We start from the raw sequence: 26,463 nt of genomic DNA, 5'->3' as shown, positions 1-26,463 counted from the left end.
GTCTAGCGACACTGTATCAGCCAAAGAAGAATAAGGTCCCACCTCCGCTTCAGTCACACAAGAAGGAGGCGGGACCTTTCTTTTACCTGCGGTTGATGAGTCAGTCAAAGTCTCAGACAGCCGGCATACACTTTTTGCTTGCAATCGGATCAATTCGATGCTAGATATTGGGTCTCAATTGCCGAAGTGGCGGAATTGGTAGACGCGCTAGATTCAGGTTCTAGTACTCGCAAGGGTGTGCTGGTTCGATTCCAGTCTTCGGCACCACTTGAAAGCAAAAGGGTTACGGTTTACACCGTAACCCTTTTTTGCGTCTGACGCCTGATAGAGAGGTGGCAACGACCGACCTAGTCACTTCCGAAGGCTTTAAGTATCTCCCTCGCGACAATAACCCTCTGGATTTCGTTGGTTCCCTCATAGATGGTGGTCACCCGTGCGTCCCGGGCATAGCGTTCGACGGGGAAGTCCTGCAGATAGCCGTAGCCGCCGAGGATCTGGACGGCGCTGTAGCAGGCACGGTTGGCCGCTTCGCTGGCAAACATCTTGGCCATGGAGGCTTGCTTGGCGTATGGCTTTCCCTGCTCCTTTCGGGCCGCTGCCGAGAGGGTCAACAGCCGCGCGGCCTCCAGCTCGGTGTAGGCATCGGCGATCTTCCATTGCACCCCTTCGAATGCAGCGATCTTCTGGCCGAACTGCACCCGCTCAGCGGCGTAAGCAGTGGCATAGTTCATCGCCGCGAGCCCGACCCCCAGGGCCAGGGCGGCGATGCCGATCCGGCCGCCCGCGAGCTCTCCGACGGCGACCCGGAAACCGTCATTTAATTTCCCCATCAGCGCCGCTTCCGGAATCCGGCAGTCCTGAAAGAGCACCTCGTTCGTTGCCGAACCGCGCTGCCCGGTCTTGTGCTCTTCCTTGCCGACGATCAGGCCGGGGGTCCCCGCCTCCACCAGAAAGCAACTGATCCCCTTCCCTTTGGGAGCGGCCGGATCGGTTACCGCCCAGACCACGAAAACTCCGGCATAGGGGGCGCTGGTGATGAAGACCTTCGAGCCGTTCAGCAGCCACCCATCCTGATCGCGGACTGCCCGGGTGGTCATGGCGGAGGGGTCGGAGCCGGCTGCGGCCTCGGTAAGGGCAAAAGCTCCGGCGGAATACTCGCCCGAACAGAGCAAGGGAAGGTATCTCGACTTCTGCTCCTCCGAACCGACGGCGAGAATGACCTCGTTCACCATGTTAGTGACCGAAACCGTGACCGCGGTGGAGGCGCAGGCGCGAGCGATCTCGGTGATGGCAAGCGCGAAGGCGACGACTCCCGCCCCAGCGCCGCCGCAGCCATCGGGCACGTTCAACCCCATGAAACCAAGCTGCGCCAGGCTCTTGAGATTGGCCAGAAAGGCGGAGCGATCCCCTTCCCTATCCAGCCGGGCCGCCACCGGCTCCAGGTGTTCCCGGGCGAAGGCCCGCGCGGTATCCCGGATCAGTTTCTGTTCTTGAGACAGCTCGAAATCCATGGCTACTCTCAGATCCCCGTGGTTGGGTGCAGTCGTTCTCTCCCCGTAGGAGCGACATTCTTGTCGCGATCAGCGCTCGACAATCGCGGCAGGAATGCCGCTCCTACCAGGGGTGGCGCCTCCCGCTCAGATAACCGGCTGCTCATTCGCGCCAGGAATGGCGCTCCCACAGGGTCAGGCCGCAGTGCAGATAGAAAACCGGCACCAACTACTGTGGAAGCACCAACTACTATGAATGCACCAGTTACTATGAATGCACCAGTTACTATGAATGCACCAGTTACTGTGGAAGCACCAGTTACTGTGGAAGCACTATCTAACTGTGAGTGCACCATTTACTGTGGGAGCGCCATTCCTGGCGCGAACCCCGGCGCAGCCGGGGTAACCACAACCCCTTACTGCAGCAACATCTTCGAGATGATCACCCGCTGCACCTCGTTGGTCCCCTCGTAGATCTCGGTGATCTTCGCATCCCGGTACATCCGTTCCACCTCGTAGTCGCAGATGAAGCCGTACCCTCCGTGGATCTGCAGCGCCTCCTTGGTGACGTAGGTCGCCGCCTCGGAAGCAAGCATCTTGCACAGGGCGCTCTCCATGGTGTAGCTCTTCTTCTGGTCCTTCAGGCAGGCCGCCTTGTAGGTCATCAACTTGCTGGTCTCGATCTTGGCGTACATGTCGGCCAGCTTGAACTGGATCGCCTGGTTCTCGCAGATGGGATGCCCGAACTGCTTCCGCTCCCGGGAGTAGGCCAGGGCCCGCTCGAAGGCACCCTCGGCGATTCCCAGCGCTTGGGCGGCGATGCCGATCCTGCCCCCGTTCAGGGTATCCATAGCGATCTTGAATCCCTCCCCTTCCTTCCCCAGGAGGTTTTCTGCCGGCACCCGCACCCCGTCAAAGGCAAAAGCCGTAGTGTAGCTGCCGCGGATCCCCATCTTGTTTTCGTTTCTGAGGATCTCCACCCCCGGACTCTTGAGGTCGACGATGAAGGCGGAGATCCCCTTATGTTTCAAACTCCGGTCGGAGGTGGCGAAGATGACGCCGGTGCCGCGATAACCGCCGTTGGTAATGAATATCTTCGAGCCGTTGATGACGTATTCATCCCCCTCTTTGCGATAGCTCGTGGTAAGAGAGCCGGCATCGCTGCCCGCCTCCGGTTCGGTGAGGAGGAAACAACCGAGGATCTTGCCGGTATTCAGATCGGGGAGCCATTTCTTTTTCTGCTCCTCGCTCCCGAAGGTGTAGATCGGCCCGCAGCAAAGCGAGGTATGGGCGGAAATCAGCACCCCCGACGAACCGCACGCCTTGGACACCTCCTCAACGACGATGGCATAAGAAAGCATGTCCAGACCGGCCCCGCCGTATTCATCGGGGAAATAACTCCCCAAAAGCCCCATCTCCCCCATCTTGGCGACCAGGGCGTCCGGGATCATGTGCTCCTCGTCGATCTTGCGCGCGATCGGCTTGATCTCCTTCTCCACGAAATCCCGCACGCTGTCCCGCAATACCTTGTGGTCCTGGCTCAGTTCGAAGTCCATACCGTCCTCCTGACTTGCTACTCTGCAGCCCACATCATCTGGGGAGTGAATCATGCCGCAGCCGAGTCTCTTTGAAAAACCCGGGAGGCGCTTACCCTGTGGGAGCGCCTCCCCGGGCGCGATTTTACCGCGATCGTCGTCACCGCAATCGGCGGATCGCGCCTGGAAAGGCGCTCCCACAGTAAAACGGTCCCCGGCAGCTGCAAGGAGCGACGTTTCCGGCTATGAGAACGGCTCCCGCTACGCTCCTTTGAACTCCGCCTTGCGCTTCTCGACGAAGGCGGCCATCCCCTCACGCTGGTCCTGGGTTGCGAACAGGACGCCGAAGAGGGAAGCCTCGTAGCGAAACCCGTCCTCGCGGCTCATGTCGAGACCGCTCCCGATGGCATCCTTGGCATAGGCGACCCCGAGGGTTCCCACCCGGGCGATACCCCGGGCGGTCTCCAGTGCCTTGGGAACCAAATCTTCTGCGGCGCAGAGCTGGTTGACGATCCCCCAGGCCAGGGCCTGATCCGCGGCGATCATCTTGCCGGTGAAGATCAACTCCTTGGCCTTGTTGGCGCCGATCAGCCGGGACAAGTTCTGGGTGCCACCGAAACCGGGCATGATGCCCAGGGTCACCTCGGGAAAACCGACCTTCGCCTTTTCGGACGCATAGATGAAATCGCAACCCAGGGCAAGTTCCAGACCACCCCCGAGGGCAAAGCCGTTCACCGCGGCGATCACCGGCGTCGTCATCCGCTCCAGGGTCAGCATCACCTTCTGCCCCTTCGCGGCAAAGGTGTGGGCCTGGTGGGAAGTCATCGCCGCCATCTCCTTGATATCCGCACCGGCGACGAACGCCTTTTCTCCGGCCCCGGTCAGGACCACCGCTTTCACGGTACGGTCCGCCTCCAAGGTGTCCAGTGCCGCCTGCAGCTCATCGAGAACCTCGCTGTTCAGCGCGTTCAGGCTCTGCGGACGGTTCACCGTAAGCGTTGCCACCCCTTCGTTGGTTTCCACCAGAAGATGCCGATATGCCATTGTCCCCTCCCGTTTAATAGCTGTAGAACCCTCTTCCGGACTTGCGCCCCAGGTGCCCGGCGTTCACCATCTTCACCAACAGCGGACAGGGACGGTACTTCGGGTCCTTGAATCCGTCGTACAGCACGTTGACGATGGCGAGGAGGGTGTCCAGGCCGATGAAATCGGCAAGGGTAAGCGGCCCCATCGGCTGGTTGGTCCCCAGTTTCATCCCCCGGTCGATGTCCTCCGCCGAAGCAACCCCCTCGTACAAAGCGAAGATCGCTTCGTTGATCATCGGGATCAAGATCCGGTTCACGATGAAGCCGGGATAGTCCTGGGAAACCGCGAACTCCTTGTCCAATTCGGCGACCAGCGCCGCAGTCTGGCGGAACGTGTCGTCGCTGGTCGCGTGACCGCGGATCACCTCGGCCAGCTTCATCACCGGTACCGGGTTCATGAAGTGCATGCCGATGACCTGTTCCGGCCGTCGGGTAGCCGAAGCGATCTTGGTAATGGGGATGGATGAGGTGTTCGAAGCCAGAATGGCTCCGGCCGGCGCGACCTCATCGAGTTGCCGGAAAAGTTCGAGTTTCACGGTCTCGTTCTCGGCCACGGCCTCGATGAGAAAATCGCAGGAACCGAGCCGGGAAAACTCCCGGGTGGGGACGATCCGCGCCACGGTGGAGTCGATTTCGTTCTCCGGGAAAGCGCCTTTCTTCGCCTGGCGCTCCAGGTTTTGCCGGACCGTTGCCACCGCCTTTCTCAACTGGGGCTCCGAGATGTCGTAGAGCGAGACGTGGTACCCCTTTTGGGCGAAAACATGGGCGATGCCGTTTCCCATCTGCCCTGCTCCGAGGACGCCGATATTTCTGATCATGTTCCCTCCTGGCCCGGAAAAGCCACCTTCCGGTCGCGATCGTCACTCCTTCGAAATGCCACCGGTTCAAATCCCACGGTTCAGATCCGCTCGATAATGGCCGCAACCGCCTCACCGCCGCCGATGCAGAGCGTGGCAAGACCGTACCGGGCCTGGCGCCGCCCCAGCTCGCGCACCAGGGTCGCCAACAGCCGGGCTCCGCTCGCGCCGATCGGATGCCCGATGGCACAGGCACCGCCGTTGACGTTCACCTTCTCCAGGGGAAGAGCGAGCTTCTTGATGGCGATGAGCGGCACGTTCGCGAACGCCTCGTTGATTTCGAAAAGGTCGATCCGGTCGATGGGTACGTCGGCCCGGCGGCAGACCGCCTCGATCGCCGCAACTGGGGCCTCGGGAAAGTGATCCGGGTGAAAGCTCGCCGTGGCATGGGCCACCAGGCGCGCCTTGGGGGCCAATCCGAAGCGTTGCGCCGCCTCCGGGCCGGCCAAAAGCGCCATGGCAGCGCCGTCGTTGATCGTCGAGGCGTTCCCGGCGGTGACCGTGCCGTCGGCGCTGAAAACCGGACGCAGCTGGGCGAGCTTGGTGTAGTCGGCCTTGAACGGCTCCTCGTCCTGCTCGACGCGCTCCTCCCCTTTGCGCCCCTGCTTGACCACCGGAACGATCTCGCCGGCGAAGATCCCTTCCCGCACCGCATTCTGGGCGAGCCGGTAGGAGCGGCCGGCAAATTCGTCCTGTTCCTCGCGGCTGATCCCGTTGCGCCGCGCACTGTCGTCGCCGATCATCCCCATGTGACGACCGGTGTAAGGATCCTGGAGCCCGTCGTAGATCATCAGGTCCAGGAGCTCCCCGTGCCCCATCCGCAGCCCGGTGCGGGCCTTCTTGATGATATAGGGGGCCTGGGACATGCTCTCCATCCCCCCGGCAAGGACCAGCGAGGACTCGTCGAGCCGGATGCTGTCGGCCCCGAGCATGATGGCCTTCAGCCCGCTGCCGCATACCTTGTTGATGGTCATGGCATGCACCGCGTCGGGAAGTCCCGCCTCCCGCATCGCCTGCCGGGCCGGTGCCTGGCCGCAGCCTCCGGACAACACCTGGCCGATGATGACCTCGTCGATGGCGTCACCGGCAAGACCGTGCTCGGCCACAAGCCGCTTGATGATCGTGGCGGCGAGGCGGTGCGCCGGCTGGTCGGCCAGCACCCCGTTAAGGGAACCGATGGGGGTTCTCAGTGCGTCTATGATCAGGACCTCTTTCATGGCTGCATGCTCCTTGGCCGTGCATCTTAGTGGCGCCTTACGTTCAAGTCAACTTCTTTTAAAACGGTTTTATATTATCATCCATCATACCAGAGTTATCCCTCTATTTCTTCCTTTAGCGGCGAAAAAAGGCAACAAAAAAGGGTTGTGGGAGACCCACAACCCATTCCATGGAGACCGGACCGGCGCCGATGCATCGTTCACGATCCCATGTCATGCCGTCCGCTCAGGATTTTGCCCGGAGTCTGGGAAACGATCAGTTCTTCCATGCGTGACAAAAGGTCAGTCAATTGTTGGAAAAGTTCGTTCTTGGTGCGGATGTCCCCGGCGTTGCTCAACTGCGCCAGGACGCGCTGGTATTCGTGGTAGACGGTGTCGAATTCTGACATGGCGAGCTCCTTTTTGGGGTCCGGCGCGAGCGGACGACGGGCTCATTTATAAATGCAAATTAAATTTTTTTCAACTTAATTTATCCTGAAGCGGTTACTGGACGCAGGGGGGGCACACGGGTCGAAGCGGCGGGAAAGATGGCAGGAGAAGGAAAAGAAAACGGCGCCCAAGGCGCCGCATCGGGAGCGCTGCCAGGGCGAACGGCAGGGAGTTGGCGGGATCAGCAGGAGTAATCGGAGTGGGCCATCACCTCGACGCGGTTGCGCCCGGTCTGCTTGGCGCGGTAGAGGGCCTGGTCCGCAAGATGGAACAGGGAAGCGATGTCGCTGACCGGCGCTGCGGGATAGTTCGCCACACCGAGGCTGATGGTGACCTTCACCCCCTCCATGGGAGCGGGAAAGCTCAGGTTCTGCACCGCAACCCGCAGCCGCTCGGCAACGGCCACCCCTTCGGCCAGGGTCGCGCCGGGAATGACCATGACGAACTCCTCGCCGCCGTAGCGCGCCGCCACGTCATAGGGACGCAGCCCCTGCTGGGCCGCCGCGGCGACCGCCGCCAGGACGTGGTCTCCGTTTTGGTGCCCGTAGTTGTCGTTGATCACCTTGAAGTGGTCGATATCGAAGATGACCAGGGTCAGGTTGTCCTGGTAGCGCTGGGCGCGGATGAACTCGTTGGAGAGGGAATCGGTGAGGTAGCGGCGGTTGAAAAGGCCGGTCAGATCGTCGGTGTTGGTAAGCCGGGTCAACTGCTCGTTGGCCCGTCGCAGCTCATCCTGCAGCGTCTTGATCTTGAGTTGGACCCTGACCCGGGCCACCAGCTCTCCCGCATCGAAAGGCTTGGTGAGGTAGTCGATGGCGCCGAGGTTCAGTCCCTTGATCTTGGACCCGAAGTCCAGGATCCCGGTCAGCATGATGATCGGGATCCCCTGGAGCTCCTGGCGGGAGTTCACCATCTGCAGAAAGCGGAATCCGTCCATGCGCGGCATTTCCACGTCGCACAGCACCAGGTCCGAGGGAGAATCCATCAGCGACTTGAAACCCTCCAACCCGTCGTTGGCCTCGCGGTAGTGACTGAAGAGGCTGACATCCTTGAGGGTGCGGATAACCTTGTCGCGAACTTTCGGTGAATCGTCTATGACAAGCACACTGGCAGACATCATCGATCTCCGTGGACCCAAGATGTAAGGGGAAGATCCCCTGCATTGCATGCCTCACCCGCTGCAACACACGTACCACACTCCGTCGGGAAGCGGTGCCGGTGCGAAAAAAGCGGTTTTCCGCGGTCGCGGGAAGACCGGAATTCCGCCCTTTGGCTAAAGCGGGCTAACTGCGTTTGTTTCGGACATTTCTTGCGAAGACATAGGCAATTAGCAGAAATGGGAAGGAAGAAAACGCCGCTTCGAGGTTTCCGGCAAACATCTGCCAAGTGCCGAAGGTTATTACCGAAAGGACGTATACGATCATCAGGTAGGCGGCTGGTTTACTCATGGGCGGATAGTACCCAAATGGCGTCGATTTTGTCCAGCTAAATTCAGGTGACGAAGCATTCGCCTCCGGCACCACCAAGTCATTTCACGCACCATGTGGGGCTAAATACGCGATCACACGTTCGGACGCATCGCTATTTCACGTAGCACCGACGGCCACGTTTCCGTACCGGCCGAGCCGACCCCGCCCACCCGGTGGCGGTTGCCCCCTAACGCGCCTTGCCATGGCACCGCTTTACCTGCTAAGGTGGCGCCATGCCCGCAACGGTCCGCCAGCACTACGAACTGTACCCCTACCCGAGCTACCCGCTCCTCGCCTCGGTGCGCCGGTGCGACACCTATGCCCTGAACCTCTCCGCGCTCTGGGCCCGGTTCAACGGTGAGCTTCCGGCCGGGCCGGCACGGCGCATGCTCATTGCCGGCTGCGGCAGCTTCTCCCCCTACCCTTTCGCGCTGGCCAACGCCGGCACTCCGATCACCGCCTTGGACCTTTCCCAGCGCAGCCTGCGCCGGGCGCGGCTGCACTGCCTGCTGCACCGGCTCAGTTCGGTGGAGTTCGTCCCCGGCGACCTTTTGGACCAGACGGTTGCTCCCGGCCCCTATGGTTTCATCGATGCCTATGGGGTGCTGCACCACCTGGAGCACCCGGAGGTGGGATTGCGGGCGCTGGCGGCGCGGCTGACCGAAGGTGGGATTCTCAGGGTGATGGTCTACAGCAGGTATGCCCGCAGCGAGGAGGAGTCGATCCGGCGCGCCCTGCGCCTGCTCAAGATCGACCGGCCGGAACAGGTGCGGGACCTGGTCCGCCGCAGCAAGCCCGGCTCACGGCTGCGCCGCTTTTTCGACGCCTCCGACGAGATGAGCTTTCGCGCCGGGATTGCCGACGCCCTGCTCCATCCCTGCGTGCAGACGTACCGGATCGAGCCGTTTCTGGAGCTGGTCCGCTCCAGCGGGCTGGAACCGCTGCTCTTCGCGCACCCGGGGGCGCTTGCCGAGGTGAACCAGGAGGTGGAGCGGATCCGGGAACTCGAGACCCGACGGAGCGCGCCGGGAAATTTCGTCGTCTATCTCGGCAAGGGGGTGCACGGCCCCTGCCCGGAAGGCACCGCCGTCTTCACCCTCAATCCCTGCCTCGGGCAAGCGGTTTCCTTCTTTCGGAGAGGACCGGTCCGGATCGCCGGACGCCTGGGGTCGCCCAATCCTCCGCTGGACCGGGAGGAACGCTGCTTCCTGCGCCGCTTCCGGAAAGGCGTTCCCGCCACGGAGCTCTCGGGAACGGATCTGGAGCGCGCCGATCGGTACGCCGAGCGGCTGTTCCTGCTGCGCCACCGCCCGCTCTGATGCCATAAGCCTCCCCTGGTTCCCAACGCAAAAGGGCGGTCTTCCGCTTCCCCGCGGAAACCGCCCTTCCCTTTCCTTTCAGCGCCCACATCGAGCCAATCGTTTCAGCGCTTTCCCCCGACGTCCCCGGCAGCCAGGCGTTTTCCCAGACGGCGGGCCTTGGCAGCGCTCCCGGCGTCCAACCTCTGGTCCGGCGCAGCGGACGCCCCCCCCACCATAACGGTCCCGACGACCTTTGCCCCGAAGGCGTCGGCCGCGGCTTGCATCGGCTTGAAAACCGGGAAAAAGAGCCGGGCCAGCAGTGAGGGAGGAGATGCGGCGGCGATCAGCACCGCCGACGCCGTTTTCCGACCGGCGCGTGCCGCAGGGCCGCGGGCTCCCCAGGGCCAGTAGGCGTAGCAGACGAAGCGCTCCAGGAACCGCTTCATCACCGCGGTAACGGTGCCGAAGTTTACCGGGGAGGCGAGGATGATCGCGTCGCAGGCTTCGAGCTCATCCAAAAGCGCCGCCAGATCGTCCTCGATGGGACAGACGCCGCGGCGCCCCTCCCGGCTCTGGGTGCAGCTGCGGCAATTGTTGCAAAATTCCAGATGCCGGTCCGGCAGCCAGACCTTCCTCACCTCGGCCCCGCCCGCGGCAGCGGCCGCCAGCAGTTCATCTACGGTCTGCTCGACGATCCCACCCTTGCGGTAACTCCCGACGACTGCGGTAATCTTCATCCTCTCCCCCCGTTGCCTAGAAAAGCCAGGCCGATCGCCCACCCCCCCGCCAGGACCGCCTCGACCAGAGCATCGAGCAGGTATACCGGGGCGATGGTTCTCGTGCTTACCTAAATGACGTCGACCGCGGCCAGGGCGACCGCCGCAGTATCGATCACACCATCCTCCCACGCTCGCAGTGATACCACATCCTCACGGCTGATTCGACGTTTTTAACATAAGCGCAGGTTCGCGGTCACGGAGGGGCAGCCGCTCCCGTCGCGGCAGGTGGACCTCAAAAAGCGAAGGTCCAGGTCAGAATGACGCCGCTTCCGGGCTTTCCGCCGCGGATGAACCCGGAATCCCATGCGTAGGCCAGATAGAGGGCGGAATTCCAGAAGAAGGCGCTGTCCAGGGCGATGGTTCCGGCAAAGGCATCGGTGCGGCGAAACACCACCTGGTCGTCTCCGGCAATGGTGGCCCGGTTGGCGCGGATAAAGGACCCTTCCAGGGTCAGGTACAGGAAAAAGAGGAGCTCCCTGCGGTAGGCGATGGACGCGAGCAGATAGTCGGTAACCAGGGCATCATCGAACACTGCGGCCTGGAAGCGGGGATGAGCCAGTTCGTCGGACTCCCCCGGCAACGGGCTGCCGTTGATCCGAAAGGCGTTATAGCGGTCGCCGCGCCCCTCTCCCAGGGTGGTTCCGGCGTAGCCTCCCAGCAACAGCCGGTTCTTTTCGGACAGCCCCGGCAGGTCCGCCGCCGTGACCAGATACCCGGTGCCCTGCAAGAAGTCCCGGTTGGCCCTCGCCTCGTCGGAGACGGCGCGCCAATGGGAGCGGTGCAGGTAGTCGAGATCAAAGCCGGCGGCGATGCCGCGGTGCGGCAGCTCAAGGATGTTGCGGCGCAAGCCGTCGTAACGACCGCGCAACCTGGCCCCGTACAGCGGGGTGTCCGGAGGGATGATTTGGCTGGCACCGGTGGAATCGTTGCGGCGGGCGAAGAAATAGCCGGCCCGCCCCATAAGCTGCAGCCGCAGATCGTTGTCCACCTCCAAGGGGGCGACCGGGATCCGGTACCCGAGCCCGAGCCCCCCCAGCGCCGTCCCCCAAAAGACCGCCGTCTTGCCGATCTCACGACCGTCGGTCACCACCGTTTGGCCGTAGGGAAGCGTGGAACTGTCGAAGGTGGCGATCCATTCCCAGGGATGCCAATAACGGTCGAACTCCAGTTCATTCATGAAGATCGCAACGATGCCTCGCCCCCGCCCCTCTTCCGATCCCCTTCGGAAATAGAGCGCGGCGAGGGGGAAGAGGTCGGTGCGCCCCTGCGGCGGGAAGAACCCGCTCCCCCCGAAGGTGAGCGCGGTCACCCGGCTCCGGTCCCAGGCCGGGATCTCCACCTCGTGCCCGAAGATGACCTTGCGCCCCGGCGCTCCGGCCATGGGGGTCCCCGGGGTCTCGGCAAACGGGGCCGGGACGGCCGGCGCCACCTGAATCCCGGTGGGGGGCCCCTCGGCCCGAGCGGGACCGGTTGCTACCGCCGGCAGGAGCTGGGCCAGAACAAGCCAGGCAAGGAAGAGGCGCAACGTGGGCATGGCGTCGGTCCTTTCGGACAGCGGAATCGGTGGCCCACAGCTTTGGGGCCGGAAAAGCAGCACCAATTATAATGTGGGTTTTCCAATTCACGGCCGGTGCCCTTTCTTTTCTCATTGCCGTACCGGGGAAAGACTGGTCCGGAGATTTCTTCAAATCCCGCTTGACAGGCCATGGTTACCATTTGATAAAGTTTTCATACGATAACCTATGGAGGCATTATGGAAGAGCTAACCGAGCGGCAAAGAGAGGTCCTGGAGATCGTCAGCAGCTACATCCGGGATCACGGCTATCCCCCGAGCCTCAGGGAGATCGGCGGCCGGCTCAAGGTGAAGGGGACCCTGGGGGTGTTAAAGCACCTGGACGCTCTGGAAAAGAAGGGGTATCTGCGGCGCAGCGAGGGGAGCTCCCGCGGGATAACCCTGGTGCACCAGGCGGAAGGGGCGAGTCTCCCCATCGTCGGCGTGGTCCGGGCGGGCGTCCTTACCCATGCCATGGAGGACATCGAGGGGCATTTCAGCATCGACCGGTCGCAGCTCCGCTCCGAGGGGATGTTTTTTCTGCGGGTGCGGGGCGATTCCATGATCCACGCCCTCATCGCCGAGGGGGACCTGGCCCTGGTCCGTCCCCAGCCGACCGCGGAGAACCGCGACATCGTGGTGGCCATGGTGGGGGGCGAGGCCACCCTGAAAAGGTTCTACCGGGAAAAGGACCGGATCCGGCTCCAGCCGGAAAATCCCAACTACGATGCCATCATCGTCCGCAGCGGCGAGGCGGACGTCACGATCGTCGGAAAAGTCGTTGGCATCTACCGGCAATTGGAGTAAAAGAGATGCCCACGGCTACGGAACAGGTCAGAGTGGCGGCGATTTTCGCTCCCGGCCAGGGCGTCAAGCCGGTCTGGTTCGAATGGCGCCGGGAGAAGCACGCGGTTCGGGAACTTTCCTACGTTTGGCAGGACCAGGTGGGGAACGCGCCGCGCCTGCACTTTGCGGTCAGCGACGGCAACAACCTTTTCGAGCTCATCTATCACGTACGGGACCAGAACTGGACCCTGGGAGGGATCGACGGTGACTAGGGGCGCTTCGCGCACCATCATGCATATCGACATGAATGCCTTTTTTGCCTCGGTGGAGCAGCAGGCCAACCCGGAGCTGCGCGGCAAGCCGATTGCGGTGATTGGCGCGGCCAAGCGGACCGTGGTGACCACCTGCTCCTACGAGGCGCGCGCCTTCGGAGTCCGGACCGGCATGAACAGCTGGGAGGCGCAGAAGATGTGCCCCCAGCTCATCTTCGTGGTCGGCAACAACCGCAAGTACACCTGGACCTCGACCCAGATCATCGGAATCATGCGGGAGTTCACCCCGCAGGTCGAGGTGTTCTCCATCGACGAGGCCTTTTTGGACGTAACCGGCAGCCGCGCCCTTTTCGGCCCCCCGGAAGAAATCGCCCGCCAGATCAAGCAGCGCATCCGGGAACGCTTCGGGCTTACCTGCTCGGTCGGGGTCGCGCCGAACAAGCTTTTGGCCAAACTCGCCTCGGACATGCAAAAGCCGGACGGACTCACCGTGATTCGTCCCGAGGAGGTTGCGACCGTCCTGGAACGGGTGCCGATCAAGGACCTCTGCGGTATCGGGCCCAAGCTGCAAAAGCAGCTCACCACCCTGGGGATCCGCAGCTGCGGCGACCTGGGGCGTTTTCCGGTACCGATCCTGAAGCGGAAGTTTGGCGTGGTGGGAGAAAAGCTCCATTACATGGGGCTTGGGGAGGACGACTCACCGGTGGTCCCCGAGGAGGAGGCCGACGAGGTCAAGACCGTCGGCCACAGCACCACCCTGGACAAGGACCTGAGCGACCGCGGCGAAATCCTGAAGATCATGCTGCAGCTCTCCGAAATGGTGGGACGGCGCGCCCGGCGCTACGGCGTCGCCGGGAAAACGATCACCGTGACGGTCCGCTACCCCGACTTCACGACCTTTTCCCGGCAGGAATCCCGCGCTTCGGCAACCAACAGCTCCGAGGAGATCTACCAGGACGCGGTGCGCATCCTGGACGGCATCGAGCTCGAACAGCCGGTGCGCCTTTTGGGGGTGCGGCTCAGCAAGCTCAGCCAACAGGGGGAACAGTTGTCGCTTTTGGAGCAGGACCGCAAGAAGGCGCTCCTGGCCGGGGCGATGGACCAGGTGAACGACCGTTTCGGGGAATTTTCGGTGACTTTTGGCACGCTGGTGGGAACTGCGAGCGGGGCGAAGGTCATCTCCCCCGCCTGGCGTCCGGAGGGGCTGCGCAACGTGGATGTGGAGTAAGGGTCAAAACCCGGGCACCCCGGTGGGCACCTGGTCCCAATAGGTGACAAAGCCGTTGTGCCACTTGACGATCTGCACCGACTTGTCCTGCGAGATCACGATGGCGATGGCGTCGTGCAGCTTCTGGCAGAGACGATACGCGGCCCGATGCCGGGTCCCGACCCCTTCGCTTAACACCGGCTCGGTCCGGGTCCCCTCGGTGTCGAGCGCATGGGCGACCATCCCGACGTTGTCGATGTCCCCCAGGATCACCCCGCCGAACCCCAGCAGTTCCTGCCTTTTGGTCAACACCACCGCACCGTCGATCCCGGCCAGAACCGCCAGCAGATGGGCCACGTCGAAGATCGCCTCGTCTAAAAGGGCAATCGCCTCGTGCTTGCTGTTGACGTACTCCAGCCACCCTACCCGCTTGTGCGGATCCTCCGGATCACCGTAGATCTCGGCGAGGGTGTTCATGATGCGCAGGGTGAGGTTTCTGAAGCGCTGCCGCGACTCGTACTCCAAGAACTGGTACTTGATGGTCATGTACCGGTTTTCCGCCAGGATCTCCTCGGTCATCTCGGTCGGCAGATACACCAGCATCCCGCCGTGGCCGGCGTTGCGGATCACGCTGATCAACCGGCGCATCACCTGCTGCCCGACGCTTTTTCCGAACTCCGGGTCGAGCAGGGCCCACGGTTTTTCGGCCCGCGCCCGGGCCGCCTGGTGCAACTCCCAGGTTTCGGTCCGCACCGCCGCGAGACTGTGGGCGATCCAGCTGGAGTTGAAGACGTCGAGGGTAGGACAGTTGATGTCGCCGCCGTTGAGCGACGCGATGATCTCCTCCCCGAGACAGACCGAGATCTGGCCCGGGCCGGTTACGTACACCACCAGGCTTCGGGGGAGCGGGGGAAAGGTCTTGCGCCCCCCGTACACCGAGTGCATCCAGCGGGTACCCGAGTGGACCAGACCCCAGATCTGGGTGCCGTGCACCGGATCGATGGTGAGCCCGATCAGGGTCCGGTAAAAATCGGCGGCAGGGGCCAGGCGATGCAGCTCGTACTCGTTGAACGGGCGGGGCCGGGTGAAGAGAAGACGGTGCAGACCGGTGGGGGGACCGTCTTCGGCGGGGAAAAGCCGCGGCTCCCTGATGATGAGGCGGAACATCACCGGACGTTCTTCCTCGCGCATCAGGCTTGCCTGGTAGCAGATGGAGATTACCTGCTCCAACTGGCGGCATTCCGGGAGCTGCAGGGATGCGGTATCCCCCTCGCCGCCGATCTTCTCCAGAAAGGAGGGATTTTGCCACTGCTCATAGATGAAATCGACCAACTCCCGGGGATAGGCATGTCGGTCGCTTTTTTTGCATCCAGTCATCTTGCTCATGAGGGAACTCCACCGGCTCCGGCCGGCCTACCTGAAGCCTTTCGTCCATGATCGCCCGCCGACCGGTTTAATGTCAATCCCCAAATGATTCAGCGGGTTGAACCACCGGTCAACGACCCGATCCGGGATCGGCAAGGCAAGGGAACCACGCGGAGGCGGTGCAACAGGATCGGCGGGAATGAGTGCGTCCGGAGACGGCGAGGCGCGATCAGGCGGTACAGCGAACCACGAGGATGGTGATGTCGTCCGGCTGCGGATCGGTCTGGGCGGTCAGGGCCACCAGCCGCTCCACCATGGCTTCGGCGCTGGGGAGTTCGGCGATCTGCTGGGCGATGCGCTGGTTGTTCAGGGAGAGCTCGGGACGCGCGTCGATCAGACCGTCGCTGAAAAGGATCAGGGCGTCGTCCTTGCCGAAATCGACCACCCCTTCCTGGTAGAGCTTGTCCCCGGGGACCCCAAGCGGCAGCCCGCGCGGTGAAAGGTCTTCCACGGTGCCGTCGGCCCGCCTTACGAAAACGAAGCCGTGCCCGCAGTCGACGAAGGTCAAGGAGCGCCGCACCGCGTTGAGCTGCCCGTGGAAAAGGGTCACGAAGCTCTCGGAATTCTCCAGGTCGAGCCCCAGGGCCTGCTCGGCCAGGCGCACCGCCTGGGCGGGCGCGTTGTACATGGTCACCGCATGCAGCGAGGCACGGACCGTCGCCATCAGCATCGCGGCCGCCATCCCCTTCCCCATCACGTCCCCTAAAGTCAGGTTCACCACGGTCGGCGAGACCACCTGCCAGTCGAAGAAGTCCCCCCCCACCTGCTTGGCCGGTATGCAGCGGGCGGCGATGTCGAAGCAGGGGATCTGGGGATAGCTGCGCGGCAAAAGCCGGGCCTGGATCTCGGCGGCGTATTTCAGCTCCAGCTGGAACTGGTAGTGGCGCAGCTCGCTTTCCCGCAGCGCCTCCTCCGTTTTCTTGCGCTCGCTGATATCGCGGAAGATGCCGATGTTGCCGGTAGGGACCCCGTTGCGGTCCAGCCGCTTCAACGCGTAGAGCTCGCCATCATAGCTCTCACCGTTTTTACGCCGGAAGTCCAGTTCGATCAGACGTCCCTGCGCCCCCCCCTTCGATTCGAAGAGCTCCAGCCCGATGGCCCGGTCGTCGTCGGTAAAGAGGATCCCGATGTTCTGTTCGACGACCTCCTCGGGGAGATAGCCGAAGGTCTCCTGCAGCGCGGGCTGGTTCACGTGGAGGATCTTCCCCTTGTGGTCGGTGACCACGATGACGTCCCGGATACTGTTGAAGAGGTTTCGGTAGTCCTCGGCCCGTTTCTGGATCTCGGTGTAGGCGCGTTCCAGCTCCTTTTCCATCTTGCGCTGCTTGGCCCGCTCCTTAGCTTCGGTCAGGGCCCGCTGCACCGCCGGCACCAGCCGGGAAAGCCGGTTTTTCAGGACGTAGTCGGTGGCGCCGCTTTTCAGCGATTCGATGGCCGCCTCCTCCCCCAGTTTCCCGGAAACGAAGACGAACGGCAGGTCCGGATACTGCCCCCGGACGATCAGGAGCGCGCTCATCCCGTCGAAGGAAGGGAGCGCGAAGTCGGCGAGGATGAGGTCGATGCCGCCGCGGGAAAGGGCCAGGACGAATTCCTCCCGCTGGGAGACCAGATGCACGTCGACCTCGAGCCCTGCGGCCGACAGGGTCGCCAGGACCAGTTCGGCGTCCATCGGGTCGTCTTCGAGGTGGAGAATGCGCAGTCGCTGCATCAGTAAGCACCCTTGTTGGCCGGTGGCGGCTCGTTGACGATGGCCCAGAAAACGCCGAGTTCCTTCACGGCATCGATGAATTCGCCGAAATTGACCGGCTTGACCACGTAGGCGTTGACCCCGAGCCGGTAGCTCTCGATCAGGTCCTTCTCCTCGCGCGAGGAGGTGAGGACCACCACGGGGATGAAGCGCAGGTGCGGGTCGGACTTGATGATGCGCAGCACCTCGAGCCCGTCCACCTTGGGAAGCTTCAGGTCCAGGAGGATCACGGCAAGGTTGCCGTTGTCCCTGCCGGCCCAGGCGCCCTGGCGTTTCAGGTAGTCGAGGGCCTCGGCACCGTCGCGAACCAAATCCACCTCGTTGGCGAGGTTATGTTCGGAAAGGGCCTCCATGGTGAGCTCGGCGTCGTTTGGGTTGTCCTCCACCAGGAGAATCCGTTTAAGCTGCAACATGAATTACACCTCCTCGTGCCTGGGGAGCGTGAACCAGAAGGTGGCCCCGTGCTCCAGCTCCCCTTCGGCCCACACCCTGCCACCGTGCCGGTGCACGATCCGCTGCACGTTGGCGAGCCCCACCCCGGTCCCCTCGAACTCCTCCAGGGAGTGGAGCCTCTGGAAGAGGCCGAAAAGCTTGTCCTGGTACCGCATATCGAAACCCACCCCGTTGTCCCGGACGAAAAAGGCGGTTTCCCCGGTCTCGGCAACCGCCCCGACCTGAATGCGGCTTTGCGGGCGGGGCTGGGTGAACTTCACTGCGTTTCCGATCAGGTTTACCAGCACCTGGCGCAGCATGGCCCGGTCGCCGGTCACCACCGGCAGCGGCGCGACCTCGACCGCAACGTCGCGCTCCGGCAGGTCCGCGGTCAGCTCGTTTACCACCTCCCGCACCAGCGCCGCCATGTCGACCGGCGACCTGGTCATCTCGGCCCGCCCCATCCGGGAGAAGGAGAGCAGGTCGTCGATCAGCACCCCCATCCGTTGGGCCGCCTCCGAGATCACCTGCAGGTAATGGAGACTCTTTTCGTCCAGACCGGATAGGTCCCGTTTTTCCAGAAGCTCCACGTAGCCGGTGATGTGCCGGATCGGCGCTCTCAGGTCGTGGGAGACGGTGTAACTGAACGCCTCCAGCTCCTTGTTGGCGCTCTCCAGCTGCAGGACGTGCCGGTTGAGCTCCAGGTTCAGTTCGTTGATCCGGCGCTCGGCACGACGGCGGTTGAGCGACTCCACGAATGCCACCGAAAGGGCCTCGACGTCGTCCTGGTCGTCACGGGTGTACCCCGACTCCTTGCTCGCCAGGGCGATCATCCCGGTGATTCCGCCCGCGTAACGGATCGGCACCCCCAGAAAGGAGGTGATCGGCGGGTGTCCCTCCGGCTTTTGCACCCGGTCCGGGTGATGTTCCGGGTCGTTGATGATCCAGGACTTGCGGTCCCTGAGGCCGGCGCGGTTGATCCCCCGGTTGGGCATGCTCTTGAGAAGCTGCGCCGCGCCCGGCATCGGGACCTGGCAGGCATCCCATCCCGACCGGCTCAGCGTCGTGGTATCAAAGCGCCCTTCGGCGTTGAGCTCGCCGATGAATCCATAGGCGCTTCCGGTAAGTTCCTGGGCCACCTTCAGGCAGACCTGAGCCACGTCTTCTTCGGTCTCGCAGGAAGCGGTCTCGCGAAAAATCCTGATCATGGCCGAAAGAAGCACCACTTTCCGGCGTGCCTGCTCGTCGGAGAGCTTGCTCTGGGCCAGTTGGGTCTCAAGTTCCTCGATCTTTTTCTTCTCTCCCATCCGCAGGCCCCACTCGGCTGGCATTCCCTGAGGATTCAGGGGCATCCTTTCTGATTAAAAGGACGGGTAAAACCATATCATTTTTTGTCGCACCGGCAAGAAAACCACCCCTGTGTCAGACAAAGGGTCTCATTTATTGGACACCTTTTGCCGGGAAATGTCTCTCAAAAAACGCCCTGAGGCTGCCGCATCATGAAAGCACTCTCATAGCCGTTTACTGACGCAGAATTCCGACCTTTCGGCCGCCTCGGAACCTGCGGATTGCTTTACAGGGGGGGCCGATTTTGTTAAGATGGCCGCCGCTTATCCCCAGGAAAGAAGGGCTTTTAGATACATGTCAGAAATCACCCCGATGATGCGCCAGTACCTGGAGATCAAGGCCGACTACCCGGACACGATCCTCTTCTTCAGGCTCGGCGACTTCTATGAAATGTTCCTCGACGATGCGGTGAAGGCCTCCCGCATCCTCGGCATCACGCTCACCTCCCGCAACAAGAACGCCGATGGCAACGAGGTCCCGCTCTGCGGCATCCCCTACCACTCGAGCGCCCCGTACCTCGCGAAACTCGTCGAGGCGGGGGAAAAGGTCGCCATCTGCGAGCAGGTCGAGGATCCCAAGCTGGTGAAGGGGATCGTCAAGCGCGAGGTGGTGAAGGTGGTCACCCCAGGCCTCGTGATCGACGACGCCTCCCTTTCGCCGAAGGAAAACAACTACCTCCTCGCCCTTTTCACCGACGGCGGGCGCTGGGGTCTTTCCTACCTGGACCTCTCCACCGGAGAGTTCCGGGTGACCGAGCTGGCCGACCTGCAGGCCGCGGTCGCCGAGACCGCCTGCATCGCACCGCGGGAGATCATCCTCCCCGCCGCGTTCCGGGACCCGGCCCAGGCCAAGGCACTGGCCGCGGTCACCAGCGACCGCACCGTCACCTATTTCGAGGAGTGGGTTTACGATGCCGACTACTGCAAGCGCCTGATCGGCAACCAGTTCAACGGCGCCACCCCGGCAACCCTTGGCTGCGACGGTCTCCCGTTCGCCGTTTTGGCCGCCGGCGCGGTGCTCCATTACCTTTTGGAAACGCAGAAGGGGCAGGCCCCCCACGTCACCTCGCTCACCCCCTACGCCCAGACCGAGCACCTGGTCCTGGACGAGTCGACCCGGCGCAACCTGGAACTGACCGCCACCATCGCCGACGGCAAGCGCAAGGGATCGCTTTTGGGGCTCATGGACCGGACCGTCACCGCCATGGGGGGAAGAAAGCTCCGCCAGTGGATCAACTATCCGCTCATGGACCAAAAGCGGATCGTGGAGCGCCAGGACGCCGTGGAGGCGCTCATGCGCGATCCGGGGGTGCGCACCGAAATCCGGGCGCTCCTCTCCGGCGTCTACGACCTGGAGCGGTTGAACGGCCGGATCAGTCTCGCCTCGGCCTCGGCCAAGGACCTGGTCGCGCTCAAGGGATCCCTCTCCCGCATCCCGGCCATCAAGGAGCAGGTGAGCCTGCTCGGCTCGGGGCTGCTCGCGGACCTGGACGGCGGTATCGATCCGCTGGAGGAGATCCGCGACCTGATCGCGGCCGCCATCGTAGAGGATCCCCCCTTCGTGCTGCGCGACGGCGGCATCATCGCCGACGGCTACGATCCCGAACTCGATGAACTGCGCTCGATCAGCCGCGAGGGGAAAGGGTTCATCGCCCGGCTCGAGGCCCAGGAAAAGGCGCGCACCGGGATCAGCTCCCTCAAGATCCGCTACAACAAGGTGTTCGGCTACTACATCGAGGTGACCAAGGCGAACGTCGCCATGATCCCCGAGGACTACATCCGGCGCCAGACGCTCGCCAACGCCGAGCGCTACGTCACCCCGGAGCTCAAGGAGTACGAGGAGAAGGTGCTGGGGGCCGAGGACCGGATCCGCGAGATCGAGTTCTCCCTGTTCCAGAAGGTGCGCGAAGCGGCCGCCGCCGAAGGGGAGCGGATCGCCCGCAGCGCGGACCGTCTGGCCACCCTCGACGTCCTGGCGTCTCTGGCGGAACTGGCCCACGACCGTGCCTACTGCCGCCCCGAGATCCACGAAGGGGACGAGCTCTCGATCACCGAGGGGCGCCACCCGGTCATCGAGGAGATCTACGCCACCGAGCGCTTCGTCCCCAACGACACCCTGCTCGACAACGGCGAGAACCAGCTCGTCATCATCACCGGCCCGAACATGGCCGGTAAATCGACCTTCATGCGCCAGGTGGCGCTCATCACCCTGATGGCCCAGATGGGAAGCTTCGTCCCGGCGTCCCAGGCGCGGATCCCGCTGGTGGACCGGATCTTCACCCGGGTCGGGGCCTCCGACAACCTCGCCCGGGGCCAGTCGACCTTCATGGTGGAGATGATGGAAAGCGCCGCGATCCTGCGCGGAGCGACGCCCAAGAGCCTGGTGGTCCTGGACGAGATCGGCCGCGGCACCTCGACCTTCGACGGGGTCTCCATCGCCTGGGCGGTCGCCGAATTCCTCCACGACAACAAGCTCCATGCGGCCAAGACCCTCTTTGCCACCCACTACCACGAGCTCACCGAGCTCGCGGTGACCCGCCCCGGAGTCAAGAACTTCAACATCGCGGTCCGCGAGTGGAACGACCGGATCATCTTCTTGCGCAAGATCGTCCCGGGGGGCGCCTCGCACTCCTACGGGATCCAGGTGGCGCGGCTGGCCGGGCTTCCGGTCGAGGTGATCGACCGCGCCAAGGAGATCCTGCTCAACCTGGAGAAAGGGGAGTACTCCGAGGGGGGAGTACCGCGCATCTCGCGCGGCAAGAAGGCGCAGGCCCCCTCCCCCCAGCTCTCCCTCTTTGCCGGTGACGACGACCAGATCCGGCAGCGGCTGCGCGACATCGAGGTGAGCACCCTCACCCCGCTGGAAGCGCTGAACGTGTTGGACCAACTCAAGAGGATGCTTTAGCAATGTCCCTAAGGAAATATCTATCCCTGCTCCTTTTCCTGGCGATCCCGCTGCTCGGCCTGCCGCAGCTCTCGCTGGCCCGCGAGGGACAGATCGGGGTGACCGAGCTCAAGCACTGGTCCACCCCGGACTACACGCGGGTTGCCATCACCTTGGAAAAGGAAGCCAAGTTCGAGTACCACAAGCTTCCCAACCGCCTGTACATCGACATTTCCGGCGGCCACCTCAGGCCGGGGATCAAGGATTTTCCGGTCGGCGACGGCCTTTTGAAGAGCGTCCGGGTGGCGCAGTTCTCCGCCGCGACAGTGCGGGTGGTGCTCGACCTGGACAGCATCAAGGACTACAAGGTCTTCACCTTCTCCGATCCCTTCCGCATCATCGTCGACGTGAAGGGGCAGCGCCGCGAGGAGATCTCGGCGGTGAAGGAAGTGATCGAGACCGCCAAGCCGGAACCGAAAGCGGCCGAGCCGTCCAAGCCGAAACCGGAGGTGGTCAAGGAGAAGCCGGCCACCACCTTCAAACCGGGCCGAATCCGGCGCATCGTGGTGGACCCGGGGCACGGCGGACACGATCCCGGCGCGATGAGCGTCTCCGGTACCCGCGAAAAAGACGTGGTGCTCGCCATCGGGCTGAAGCTGGCCCAGAAGATCCGCGAGGAGTTGGGGATCGAGGTGGTGATGACCCGCTCCACCGACGTCTTCCTGGAGCTGCAGGAGCGGACCGCCCTGGCCAACAAGGTGGGCGCCGATCTCTTCGTCTCCATTCACGCCAACGCCTCGCTCAACCGGGGGGCCAGCGGGGTCGAGACCTATTATCTGAACCTGGCCAAGACCGAGAAGGTGGCCCAGCTCGCGGCCAAGGAGAACGGGACCTCGATCGAAAAGGTGAGCGTGCTCCAGGCGGTTCTCTTCGACCTGATGGCGAACTACAAGCTCAACGACTCGGCGCACCTCGCCGACTTCGTCCAGAAGGCGGTGTACAAGCGGGCGAAGGCGGAATACCCGGGGCTGAAGAACCTCGGGGTGAAGCAGGGACCGTTCTACGTGCTGGTGGGGGCGACCATGCCGAGCATCCTGGTGGAGACGGCTTTTGTCACCAATGAAAAGGACGAGCAGAAGCTGAAGGACGGGACTTACCAGGAGGCGACGGCGGAAGGTGTGATGCAGGGGATCAAGGCATACATCTCCTCGCTGAAGTAGCAGAAGTAGCTGAAGGGGACTGGCTCCGCAGGTGCCTGTCCCCCTCTTTTTTCCAAGGGACTGGCGCCGCAGCTGCCAGTCCCTTTTGCGTTGGGCCAAGCATAATCCCAAAAGAAAAGGACCGACTGGCATTACGGATGAAGGTTCTTTTTACTGTGGGAGCGCCTTTCCAGGCGCGATCCGCCGGAGGCGGCAACGTTCCATCTCGTTCCCAAGCACCAGCTTCACCCACCGTTGGTTCCAAAGCTGGAGCTTTGACAATCATTGCGTTCCCAAGGCGGACCTTGGGAACGAGGCTGAAAGTGGGACGGGCACTGCGGTGCCTGTCCCCTTTGCATTCGGGCAGGCAGAATCGCGAAGGGCCCACCTGGCATTACAGATGGAGGTCATCTTCACTGTAGGAGCGCCTTTCCAGGCGCGATCCGCCGGAGGCGGTAACGTTCCATCTCGTTCCCTAGCTCCAGCTTGGGAACGTTAAGACCTCCCGAAGCTCCCGCTTCACCCACCGTTGGTTCCAAAGCTTGAGCTTTGACAATAATTGAGTTCCCAAGGTGAACCTTGGGAACGAGGGCTAAAATGGAAGCCCTTAAGGCGGCAGAGGATGGCTCTCAAGCCGCGGAGGGTGGCTCCGAAGCTGCAGAGGGTGGCTCCGAAGCCGCAGAGGGTGGTTCCGAAGCCGCAGAGGGTGGCTCCGAAGCCGCAGAGGGTGGCTCTCAAGCCGCGGAGGGTGGCTCCGAAGCCGCGGAGGGTGGCTCCGAAGCCGCAGAGGGTGGCTCCGAAGCCGCAGAGGGTGGCTCCGAAGCCGCAGAGGGTGGTTCCGAAGCCGCGGAGGGTCGTTCCGAAGCTGCGGAGGGTGGTTCCGAAGCTGTGGAGGGTGGTTCCGAAGCCGCAGAGGGTGGCTACGAAGCCGCAGAGGGTGGCTCCGAAGCTGCAGAGGGTGGCTCCGAAGCCGCAGAGGGTGGCTCCGAAGCTGCAGAGGGTGGCTCCAAAGCCGCAGAAGGTGGCTCCGAAGCCGCAGAGGGTGGCTCCGAAGCCGCAGAGGGTGGCTCCGAAGCCGCAGAGGGTGGCTCCGAAGCTGCAGAGGGTGGTTCCGAAGCCGCAGAGGGTGGCTCCGAAACCGCAGAGGGTGGCTCTCAAGCCGCAGAGGGTGGCTCCGAAGCCGCAGAGGGTGGCTCTCAAGCCGCAGAGGGTGGATCTGAAGCAGCAGAGGGAGATTCTGAAGCCGAAGAGAGATCGCTCTCGAGTCGAAGAGGAAGGCTCTACGTCGCAGTATTTTCAAAAATCTAAGATTTCGCCCCGACTTTCATCCCCTTTCATACCAGAAAACCTTTTTTCCTCGTGTCCCCCGCGTCACCAGCGGTTCGAGCGTTTCAGTGTGCCGCCGCTTCTGATTGAGGACTGGAAAACGAAAGGCCGGCCAAGGTTGCAAACCCTGGTCGGCCGTTCTTCGTTGAAAGCCCAAGTGATGTGTGAGCTCACGTTCCTATATTAATGGGAGAGAATCCTGCCCCCCCTCCCCTGCAACCCCTCCCTTTTGTCCATGTCCAGACCTGACACTTCGGCCTTCTTCTTGAGCTGACCGGTCAATAACGAGTTAACTTTTCTGCTGCACCTTCATGATCCTGGGCAAATTATCTTCTATCCAATCAGCCAACGACTCGACTTTATGGCCGACCTCTTCTCCCAACGGTGTCAGAGTGTATTCCACATGCGGCGGCACAACCGGCAATGACACCCGATTGACGAAACCATCTTTCTCCAGACATTGCAGCGTTTGCGCCAGCATTTTCTCGCTGACCCCGCCAACCTTGCGCCGCAAATCGCTGAAGCGGTGCGTCCCTTCCATCAGGGCCACCAGGACAAGCACTCCCCAGCGGCTGGTAACATGCTTGAGTATCTCTCGCGATGGACATTTAACTGAAAATAGTTCCCCGCGGCGCATTAGCTCGGATAATGTTGCTGCTTTGGTGTTGGGCATTACACTTACCTTTTTGTGCGTACTTACTTTTTGTAAGCATAGCTGATATGGTTTTTTTACACAACATCTCAATCAGGTTTGAAAGGAGTTTTATCATGATCGTCGTAACAGGAGCGACAGGACAATTGGGTCGCTTGGTCATCGCAGCGCTGCTGAAAAAAGTACCCGCCGCAGCAATCGTCGCAGCAGTGCGCAATGTGGAGAAAGCTAAAGAGCTTGCAGAGTCGGGTATACAGGTGCGTTATGCAGACTACAGCCAGCCTGCTTCGTGGGATGAAGCGCTCAAAGGCGCTGACAAGGTGCTGCTGATTTCTTCCAGCGAGATCGGGCAGCGTGTGAACCAGCATCGTACCGTCATCGACGCGGCTAAACGTGCCGGAGTGAAGTTGCTGGCGTACACCAGCGTACTGCACGCCGGGACATCACCGCTTGGACTTGCTGCCGAGCATAGGGAAACCGAAGCATTACTCAGCGCTTCCGGAGTTCCTTTTGTGCTGTTGCGCAATGGCTGGTATACCGAGAACTACACCGCCGGGGTACCTGCCGCACTGGCTCACGGTGGCGTGTATGGCTGTGCCGGCGATGGCCGCATCTCATCTGCTGCGCGTGCCGACTACGCAGAAGCTGCGGCTGCGGTGTTGTCCTCGGACAACCAGGCGGGCCGTGTGTATGAACTGGCTGGCGACACCTCCTACACCCTGGCAGAGCTGGCCGCAGAAATCTCACGCCAGTCCGGCAAGACCATAGGGTATGTGAACCTGCCGGAAGCCGAGTACAAAGGCGTTCTTATTAAGGTGGGGCTGCCGGAAGTTATCGCCGAATTGCTTGCCAATTCTGACACGGGAGCTTCCAAAGACGCTTTGTTTGATGACAGCCGTCAGCTCAGCACACTGATCGGTAGGCCCACGACATCATTGGCAACAGCAATTGCGGCGGTGATGTAGGATCGAACCAAGAACATTTTTTCTGGAATCAGATTTAAAAGGAATGATTCCAACCAGAAAGTTAGACCGGGCCGTAAACCGGCCCGGTCAACTTCATGCACGTTGGAATAATGCTGAACTTCAGAAAACCGAAAAGTCATTTACACAATCAGATTGACAGGCCCGACTTTCATCCCCTTTCATACCAGAAAACCTTTTTTCTCCGTGTCCCCCGCGTCACCTGCGGTTCGAGCTTTTCAGTGTGCCGCCGCTTCTGATTGAGGACTGGAAAACGGAAGGCCGACCAAGGTTGCAACCCTGGTCGGCCGTTTTTGTTGAAAGCCCAAGTGATGTGTGATCTCACGTTTCTATATGAATGGGAGAGAATCCTGCCCCTCCCCTGCACCCCCTCCCTTTTGTCCATGTCCAGACCTGACACTTCGGCCCCTCTCCTGTCCAAGGAATCCGTTCGACTTTCACCCCGCAACTGGGACAGTTGACCCGTCGCAAGGCATAGAGGAAGAAAACG

Annotated in this window: 22 protein-coding genes and 1 tRNA gene; 8 read left to right on the top strand and 15 right to left on the bottom strand. The window is 62.3% G+C overall.

The features are described 5' to 3' along the window. Positions 1–180 precede the first annotated feature (180 nt). Positions 181–267 (top strand) — tRNA-Leu (locus tag JFN93_RS15995). Positions 268–347: 80 nt separating this feature from the next. Here JFN93_RS15995 and JFN93_RS15990 read toward each other — a convergent pair. From JFN93_RS15990 to JFN93_RS15960, 7 genes are all read right to left on the bottom strand, one after another. Then, complete coding sequence (locus JFN93_RS15990; protein ID WP_199385106.1) at positions 348–1,511, bottom strand: acyl-CoA dehydrogenase family protein; 1,164 nt, start codon at positions 1,509–1,511, stop codon at positions 348–350. Positions 1,512–1,906: 395 nt separating this feature from the next. Further along, positions 1,907–3,046, bottom strand: a complete 1,140-nt coding sequence (locus tag JFN93_RS15985) for an acyl-CoA dehydrogenase (protein ID WP_199385105.1) — start codon at positions 3,044–3,046, stop codon at positions 1,907–1,909. A 240-nt stretch (positions 3,047–3,286) separates the two neighbouring features. After that, the gene (locus JFN93_RS15980; protein WP_199385104.1) at positions 3,287–4,069 is read right to left on the bottom strand and encodes an enoyl-CoA hydratase-related protein; all 783 of its coding nucleotides are present in this window, start codon (positions 4,067–4,069) and stop codon (positions 3,287–3,289) included. A 13-nt stretch (positions 4,070–4,082) separates the two neighbouring features. Continuing rightward, entirely contained in the window at positions 4,083–4,928 is an 846-nt protein-coding gene (locus tag JFN93_RS15975; RefSeq protein ID WP_199385103.1) for a 3-hydroxybutyryl-CoA dehydrogenase, read from the bottom strand. Positions 4,929–5,008: 80 nt separating this feature from the next. Then, on the bottom strand, positions 5,009–6,184 hold the full coding sequence (locus tag JFN93_RS15970) for a thiolase family protein (protein ID WP_199385102.1): 1,176 nt from the start codon (positions 6,182–6,184) through the stop codon (positions 5,009–5,011). Positions 6,185–6,384: 200 nt separating this feature from the next. Beyond that, positions 6,385–6,573 carry a hypothetical protein gene (locus tag JFN93_RS15965; RefSeq protein ID WP_199385101.1) on the bottom strand — a complete coding sequence of 63 codons (189 nt, stop codon included), beginning with the start codon at positions 6,571–6,573 and terminating at the stop codon, positions 6,385–6,387. 221 nt (positions 6,574–6,794) lie between these two features. Next, positions 6,795–7,730 (bottom strand): diguanylate cyclase, encoded by a 936-nt coding sequence (locus tag JFN93_RS15960; protein ID WP_199385265.1) that lies wholly within the window; start codon positions 7,728–7,730, stop codon positions 6,795–6,797. Between the two features lie 585 nt (positions 7,731–8,315). On the opposite strand from JFN93_RS15960, the gene JFN93_RS15955 reads away from it, so the two are divergent. Further along, positions 8,316–9,401 (top strand): class I SAM-dependent methyltransferase, encoded by a 1,086-nt coding sequence (locus JFN93_RS15955; RefSeq protein ID WP_199385100.1) that lies wholly within the window; start codon positions 8,316–8,318, stop codon positions 9,399–9,401. A gap of 104 nt (positions 9,402–9,505) precedes the next feature. Here JFN93_RS15955 and JFN93_RS15950 read toward each other — a convergent pair whose 3' ends face one another. Both JFN93_RS15950 and JFN93_RS15945 read right to left on the bottom strand, forming a co-directional pair. Next, on the bottom strand, positions 9,506–10,120 hold the full coding sequence (locus tag JFN93_RS15950) for a flavodoxin family protein (protein ID WP_199385099.1): 615 nt from the start codon (positions 10,118–10,120) through the stop codon (positions 9,506–9,508). Positions 10,121–10,394: 274 nt separating this feature from the next. Continuing rightward, on the bottom strand, positions 10,395–11,696 hold the full coding sequence (locus JFN93_RS15945; RefSeq protein ID WP_199385098.1) for a porin: 1,302 nt from the start codon (positions 11,694–11,696) through the stop codon (positions 10,395–10,397). 219 nt (positions 11,697–11,915) lie between these two features. Here JFN93_RS15945 and lexA point away from each other — a divergent pair, with 219 nt between their 5' ends. The 3 genes from lexA to dinB are packed head-to-tail and all read left to right on the top strand — an operon-like array spanning position 11,916 to position 14,000. Then, the gene (gene lexA, locus JFN93_RS15940; protein WP_199385097.1) at positions 11,916–12,521 is read left to right on the top strand and encodes a transcriptional repressor LexA; all 606 of its coding nucleotides are present in this window, start codon (positions 11,916–11,918) and stop codon (positions 12,519–12,521) included. A gap of 5 nt (positions 12,522–12,526) precedes the next feature. Then, positions 12,527–12,772 carry a hypothetical protein gene (locus JFN93_RS15935; protein ID WP_199385096.1) on the top strand — a complete coding sequence of 82 codons (246 nt, stop codon included), beginning with the start codon at positions 12,527–12,529 and terminating at the stop codon, positions 12,770–12,772. After that, positions 12,765–14,000 carry a DNA polymerase IV gene (gene dinB / locus JFN93_RS15930; RefSeq protein ID WP_328754144.1) on the top strand — a complete coding sequence of 412 codons (1,236 nt, stop codon included), beginning with the start codon at positions 12,765–12,767 and terminating at the stop codon, positions 13,998–14,000. Before JFN93_RS15935 ends, dinB begins: the two co-directional genes overlap by 8 nt. Positions 14,001–14,003: 3 nt before the next feature. Here the strand turns inward: dinB and JFN93_RS15925 are convergent, their stop codons facing one another. From JFN93_RS15925 to JFN93_RS25605, 4 genes are all read right to left on the bottom strand, one after another. Continuing rightward, positions 14,004–15,365, bottom strand: coding sequence for a putative sensor domain DACNV-containing protein (locus JFN93_RS15925; RefSeq protein WP_199385095.1), 1,362 nt, complete (start codon positions 15,363–15,365; stop codon positions 14,004–14,006). Positions 15,366–15,573: 208 nt separating this feature from the next. Further along, a complete protein-coding gene (locus tag JFN93_RS15920; protein ID WP_236021771.1) occupies positions 15,574–17,112 on the bottom strand; it encodes a SpoIIE family protein phosphatase in 1,539 nt (512 codons plus the stop codon). After that, positions 17,112–17,564 (bottom strand): response regulator, encoded by a 453-nt coding sequence (locus tag JFN93_RS15915; protein ID WP_199385094.1) that lies wholly within the window; start codon positions 17,562–17,564, stop codon positions 17,112–17,114. The genes JFN93_RS15920 and JFN93_RS15915 overlap by 1 nt, the downstream gene beginning before the upstream one ends. 3 nt (positions 17,565–17,567) lie before the next feature. Then, a complete protein-coding gene (locus JFN93_RS25605) occupies positions 17,568–18,890 on the bottom strand; it encodes a sensor histidine kinase (RefSeq protein ID WP_236021770.1) in 1,323 nt (440 codons plus the stop codon). A 334-nt stretch (positions 18,891–19,224) separates the two neighbouring features. On the opposite strand from JFN93_RS25605, the gene mutS reads away from it, so the two are divergent. Together mutS and JFN93_RS15900 are read left to right on the top strand one after the other, a co-directional pair. Further along, the gene (gene mutS / locus JFN93_RS15905) at positions 19,225–21,834 is read left to right on the top strand and encodes a DNA mismatch repair protein MutS (protein ID WP_199385093.1); all 2,610 of its coding nucleotides are present in this window, start codon (positions 19,225–19,227) and stop codon (positions 21,832–21,834) included. Between the two features lie 2 nt (positions 21,835–21,836). Then, complete coding sequence (locus tag JFN93_RS15900) at positions 21,837–23,033, top strand: N-acetylmuramoyl-L-alanine amidase (RefSeq protein ID WP_199385092.1); 1,197 nt, start codon at positions 21,837–21,839, stop codon at positions 23,031–23,033. A 498-nt stretch (positions 23,034–23,531) separates the two neighbouring features. On the opposite strand, the gene JFN93_RS15895 is transcribed toward JFN93_RS15900, so the two are convergent. Next, the gene (locus JFN93_RS15895) at positions 23,532–24,170 is read right to left on the bottom strand and encodes a hypothetical protein (protein ID WP_199385091.1); all 639 of its coding nucleotides are present in this window, start codon (positions 24,168–24,170) and stop codon (positions 23,532–23,534) included. A gap of 457 nt (positions 24,171–24,627) precedes the next feature. Beyond that, positions 24,628–25,011 (bottom strand): winged helix-turn-helix transcriptional regulator, encoded by a 384-nt coding sequence (locus JFN93_RS15890; RefSeq protein WP_199385090.1) that lies wholly within the window; start codon positions 25,009–25,011, stop codon positions 24,628–24,630. A 95-nt stretch (positions 25,012–25,106) separates the two neighbouring features. Between JFN93_RS15890 and JFN93_RS15885 the strand changes: the two genes are divergently transcribed. Further along, the gene (locus JFN93_RS15885) at positions 25,107–25,955 is read left to right on the top strand and encodes an SDR family oxidoreductase (protein WP_199385089.1); all 849 of its coding nucleotides are present in this window, start codon (positions 25,107–25,109) and stop codon (positions 25,953–25,955) included. The last annotated feature ends 508 nt before the right edge of the window (positions 25,956–26,463 follow it).

Source organism: Geomesophilobacter sediminis, assembly GCF_016458275.1.
Classification (GTDB): Bacteria; Desulfobacterota; Desulfuromonadia; order Geobacterales; family Geobacteraceae; genus Geomesophilobacter; species Geomesophilobacter sediminis.
Note: the sequence above shows the minus strand (reverse complement) of the source record. Positions and strands in the feature narration are given on the sequence as shown.

Coding starts and splice junctions, on each gene's coding strand:
- lexA (WP_199385097.1), top strand. CDS start 11,916: ATGGAAGAGCTAACCGAGCGGCAAAGAGAGGTCCTGGAGATCGTCAGC.
- JFN93_RS15970 (WP_199385102.1), bottom strand. CDS start 6,184: ATGAAAGAGGTCCTGATCATAGACGCACTGAGAACCCCCATCGGTTCC.
- JFN93_RS25605 (WP_236021770.1), bottom strand. CDS start 18,890: ATGGGAGAGAAGAAAAAGATCGAGGAACTTGAGACCCAACTGGCCCAG.
- JFN93_RS15965 (WP_199385101.1), bottom strand. CDS start 6,573: ATGTCAGAATTCGACACCGTCTACCACGAATACCAGCGCGTCCTGGCG.
- JFN93_RS15985 (WP_199385105.1), bottom strand. CDS start 3,046: ATGGACTTCGAACTGAGCCAGGACCACAAGGTATTGCGGGACAGCGTG.
- JFN93_RS15915 (WP_199385094.1), bottom strand. CDS start 17,564: ATGTTGCAGCTTAAACGGATTCTCCTGGTGGAGGACAACCCAAACGAC.
- JFN93_RS15980 (WP_199385104.1), bottom strand. CDS start 4,069: ATGGCATATCGGCATCTTCTGGTGGAAACCAACGAAGGGGTGGCAACG.
- JFN93_RS15920 (WP_236021771.1), bottom strand. CDS start 17,112: ATGCAGCGACTGCGCATTCTCCACCTCGAAGACGACCCGATGGACGCC.
- JFN93_RS15900 (WP_199385092.1), top strand. CDS start 21,837: ATGTCCCTAAGGAAATATCTATCCCTGCTCCTTTTCCTGGCGATCCCG.
- JFN93_RS15945 (WP_199385098.1), bottom strand. CDS start 11,696: ATGCCCACGTTGCGCCTCTTCCTTGCCTGGCTTGTTCTGGCCCAGCTC.
- JFN93_RS15955 (WP_199385100.1), top strand. CDS start 8,316: ATGCCCGCAACGGTCCGCCAGCACTACGAACTGTACCCCTACCCGAGC.
- JFN93_RS15925 (WP_199385095.1), bottom strand. CDS start 15,365: ATGAGCAAGATGACTGGATGCAAAAAAAGCGACCGACATGCCTATCCC.
- JFN93_RS15890 (WP_199385090.1), bottom strand. CDS start 25,011: ATGCCCAACACCAAAGCAGCAACATTATCCGAGCTAATGCGCCGCGGG.
- JFN93_RS15975 (WP_199385103.1), bottom strand. CDS start 4,928: ATGATCAGAAATATCGGCGTCCTCGGAGCAGGGCAGATGGGAAACGGC.
- mutS (WP_199385093.1), top strand. CDS start 19,225: ATGTCAGAAATCACCCCGATGATGCGCCAGTACCTGGAGATCAAGGCC.
- JFN93_RS15935 (WP_199385096.1), top strand. CDS start 12,527: ATGCCCACGGCTACGGAACAGGTCAGAGTGGCGGCGATTTTCGCTCCC.
- JFN93_RS15960 (WP_199385265.1), bottom strand. CDS start 7,730: ATGTCTGCCAGTGTGCTTGTCATAGACGATTCACCGAAAGTTCGCGAC.
- JFN93_RS15885 (WP_199385089.1), top strand. CDS start 25,107: ATGATCGTCGTAACAGGAGCGACAGGACAATTGGGTCGCTTGGTCATC.
- JFN93_RS15950 (WP_199385099.1), bottom strand. CDS start 10,120: ATGAAGATTACCGCAGTCGTCGGGAGTTACCGCAAGGGTGGGATCGTC.
- JFN93_RS15990 (WP_199385106.1), bottom strand. CDS start 1,511: ATGGATTTCGAGCTGTCTCAAGAACAGAAACTGATCCGGGATACCGCG.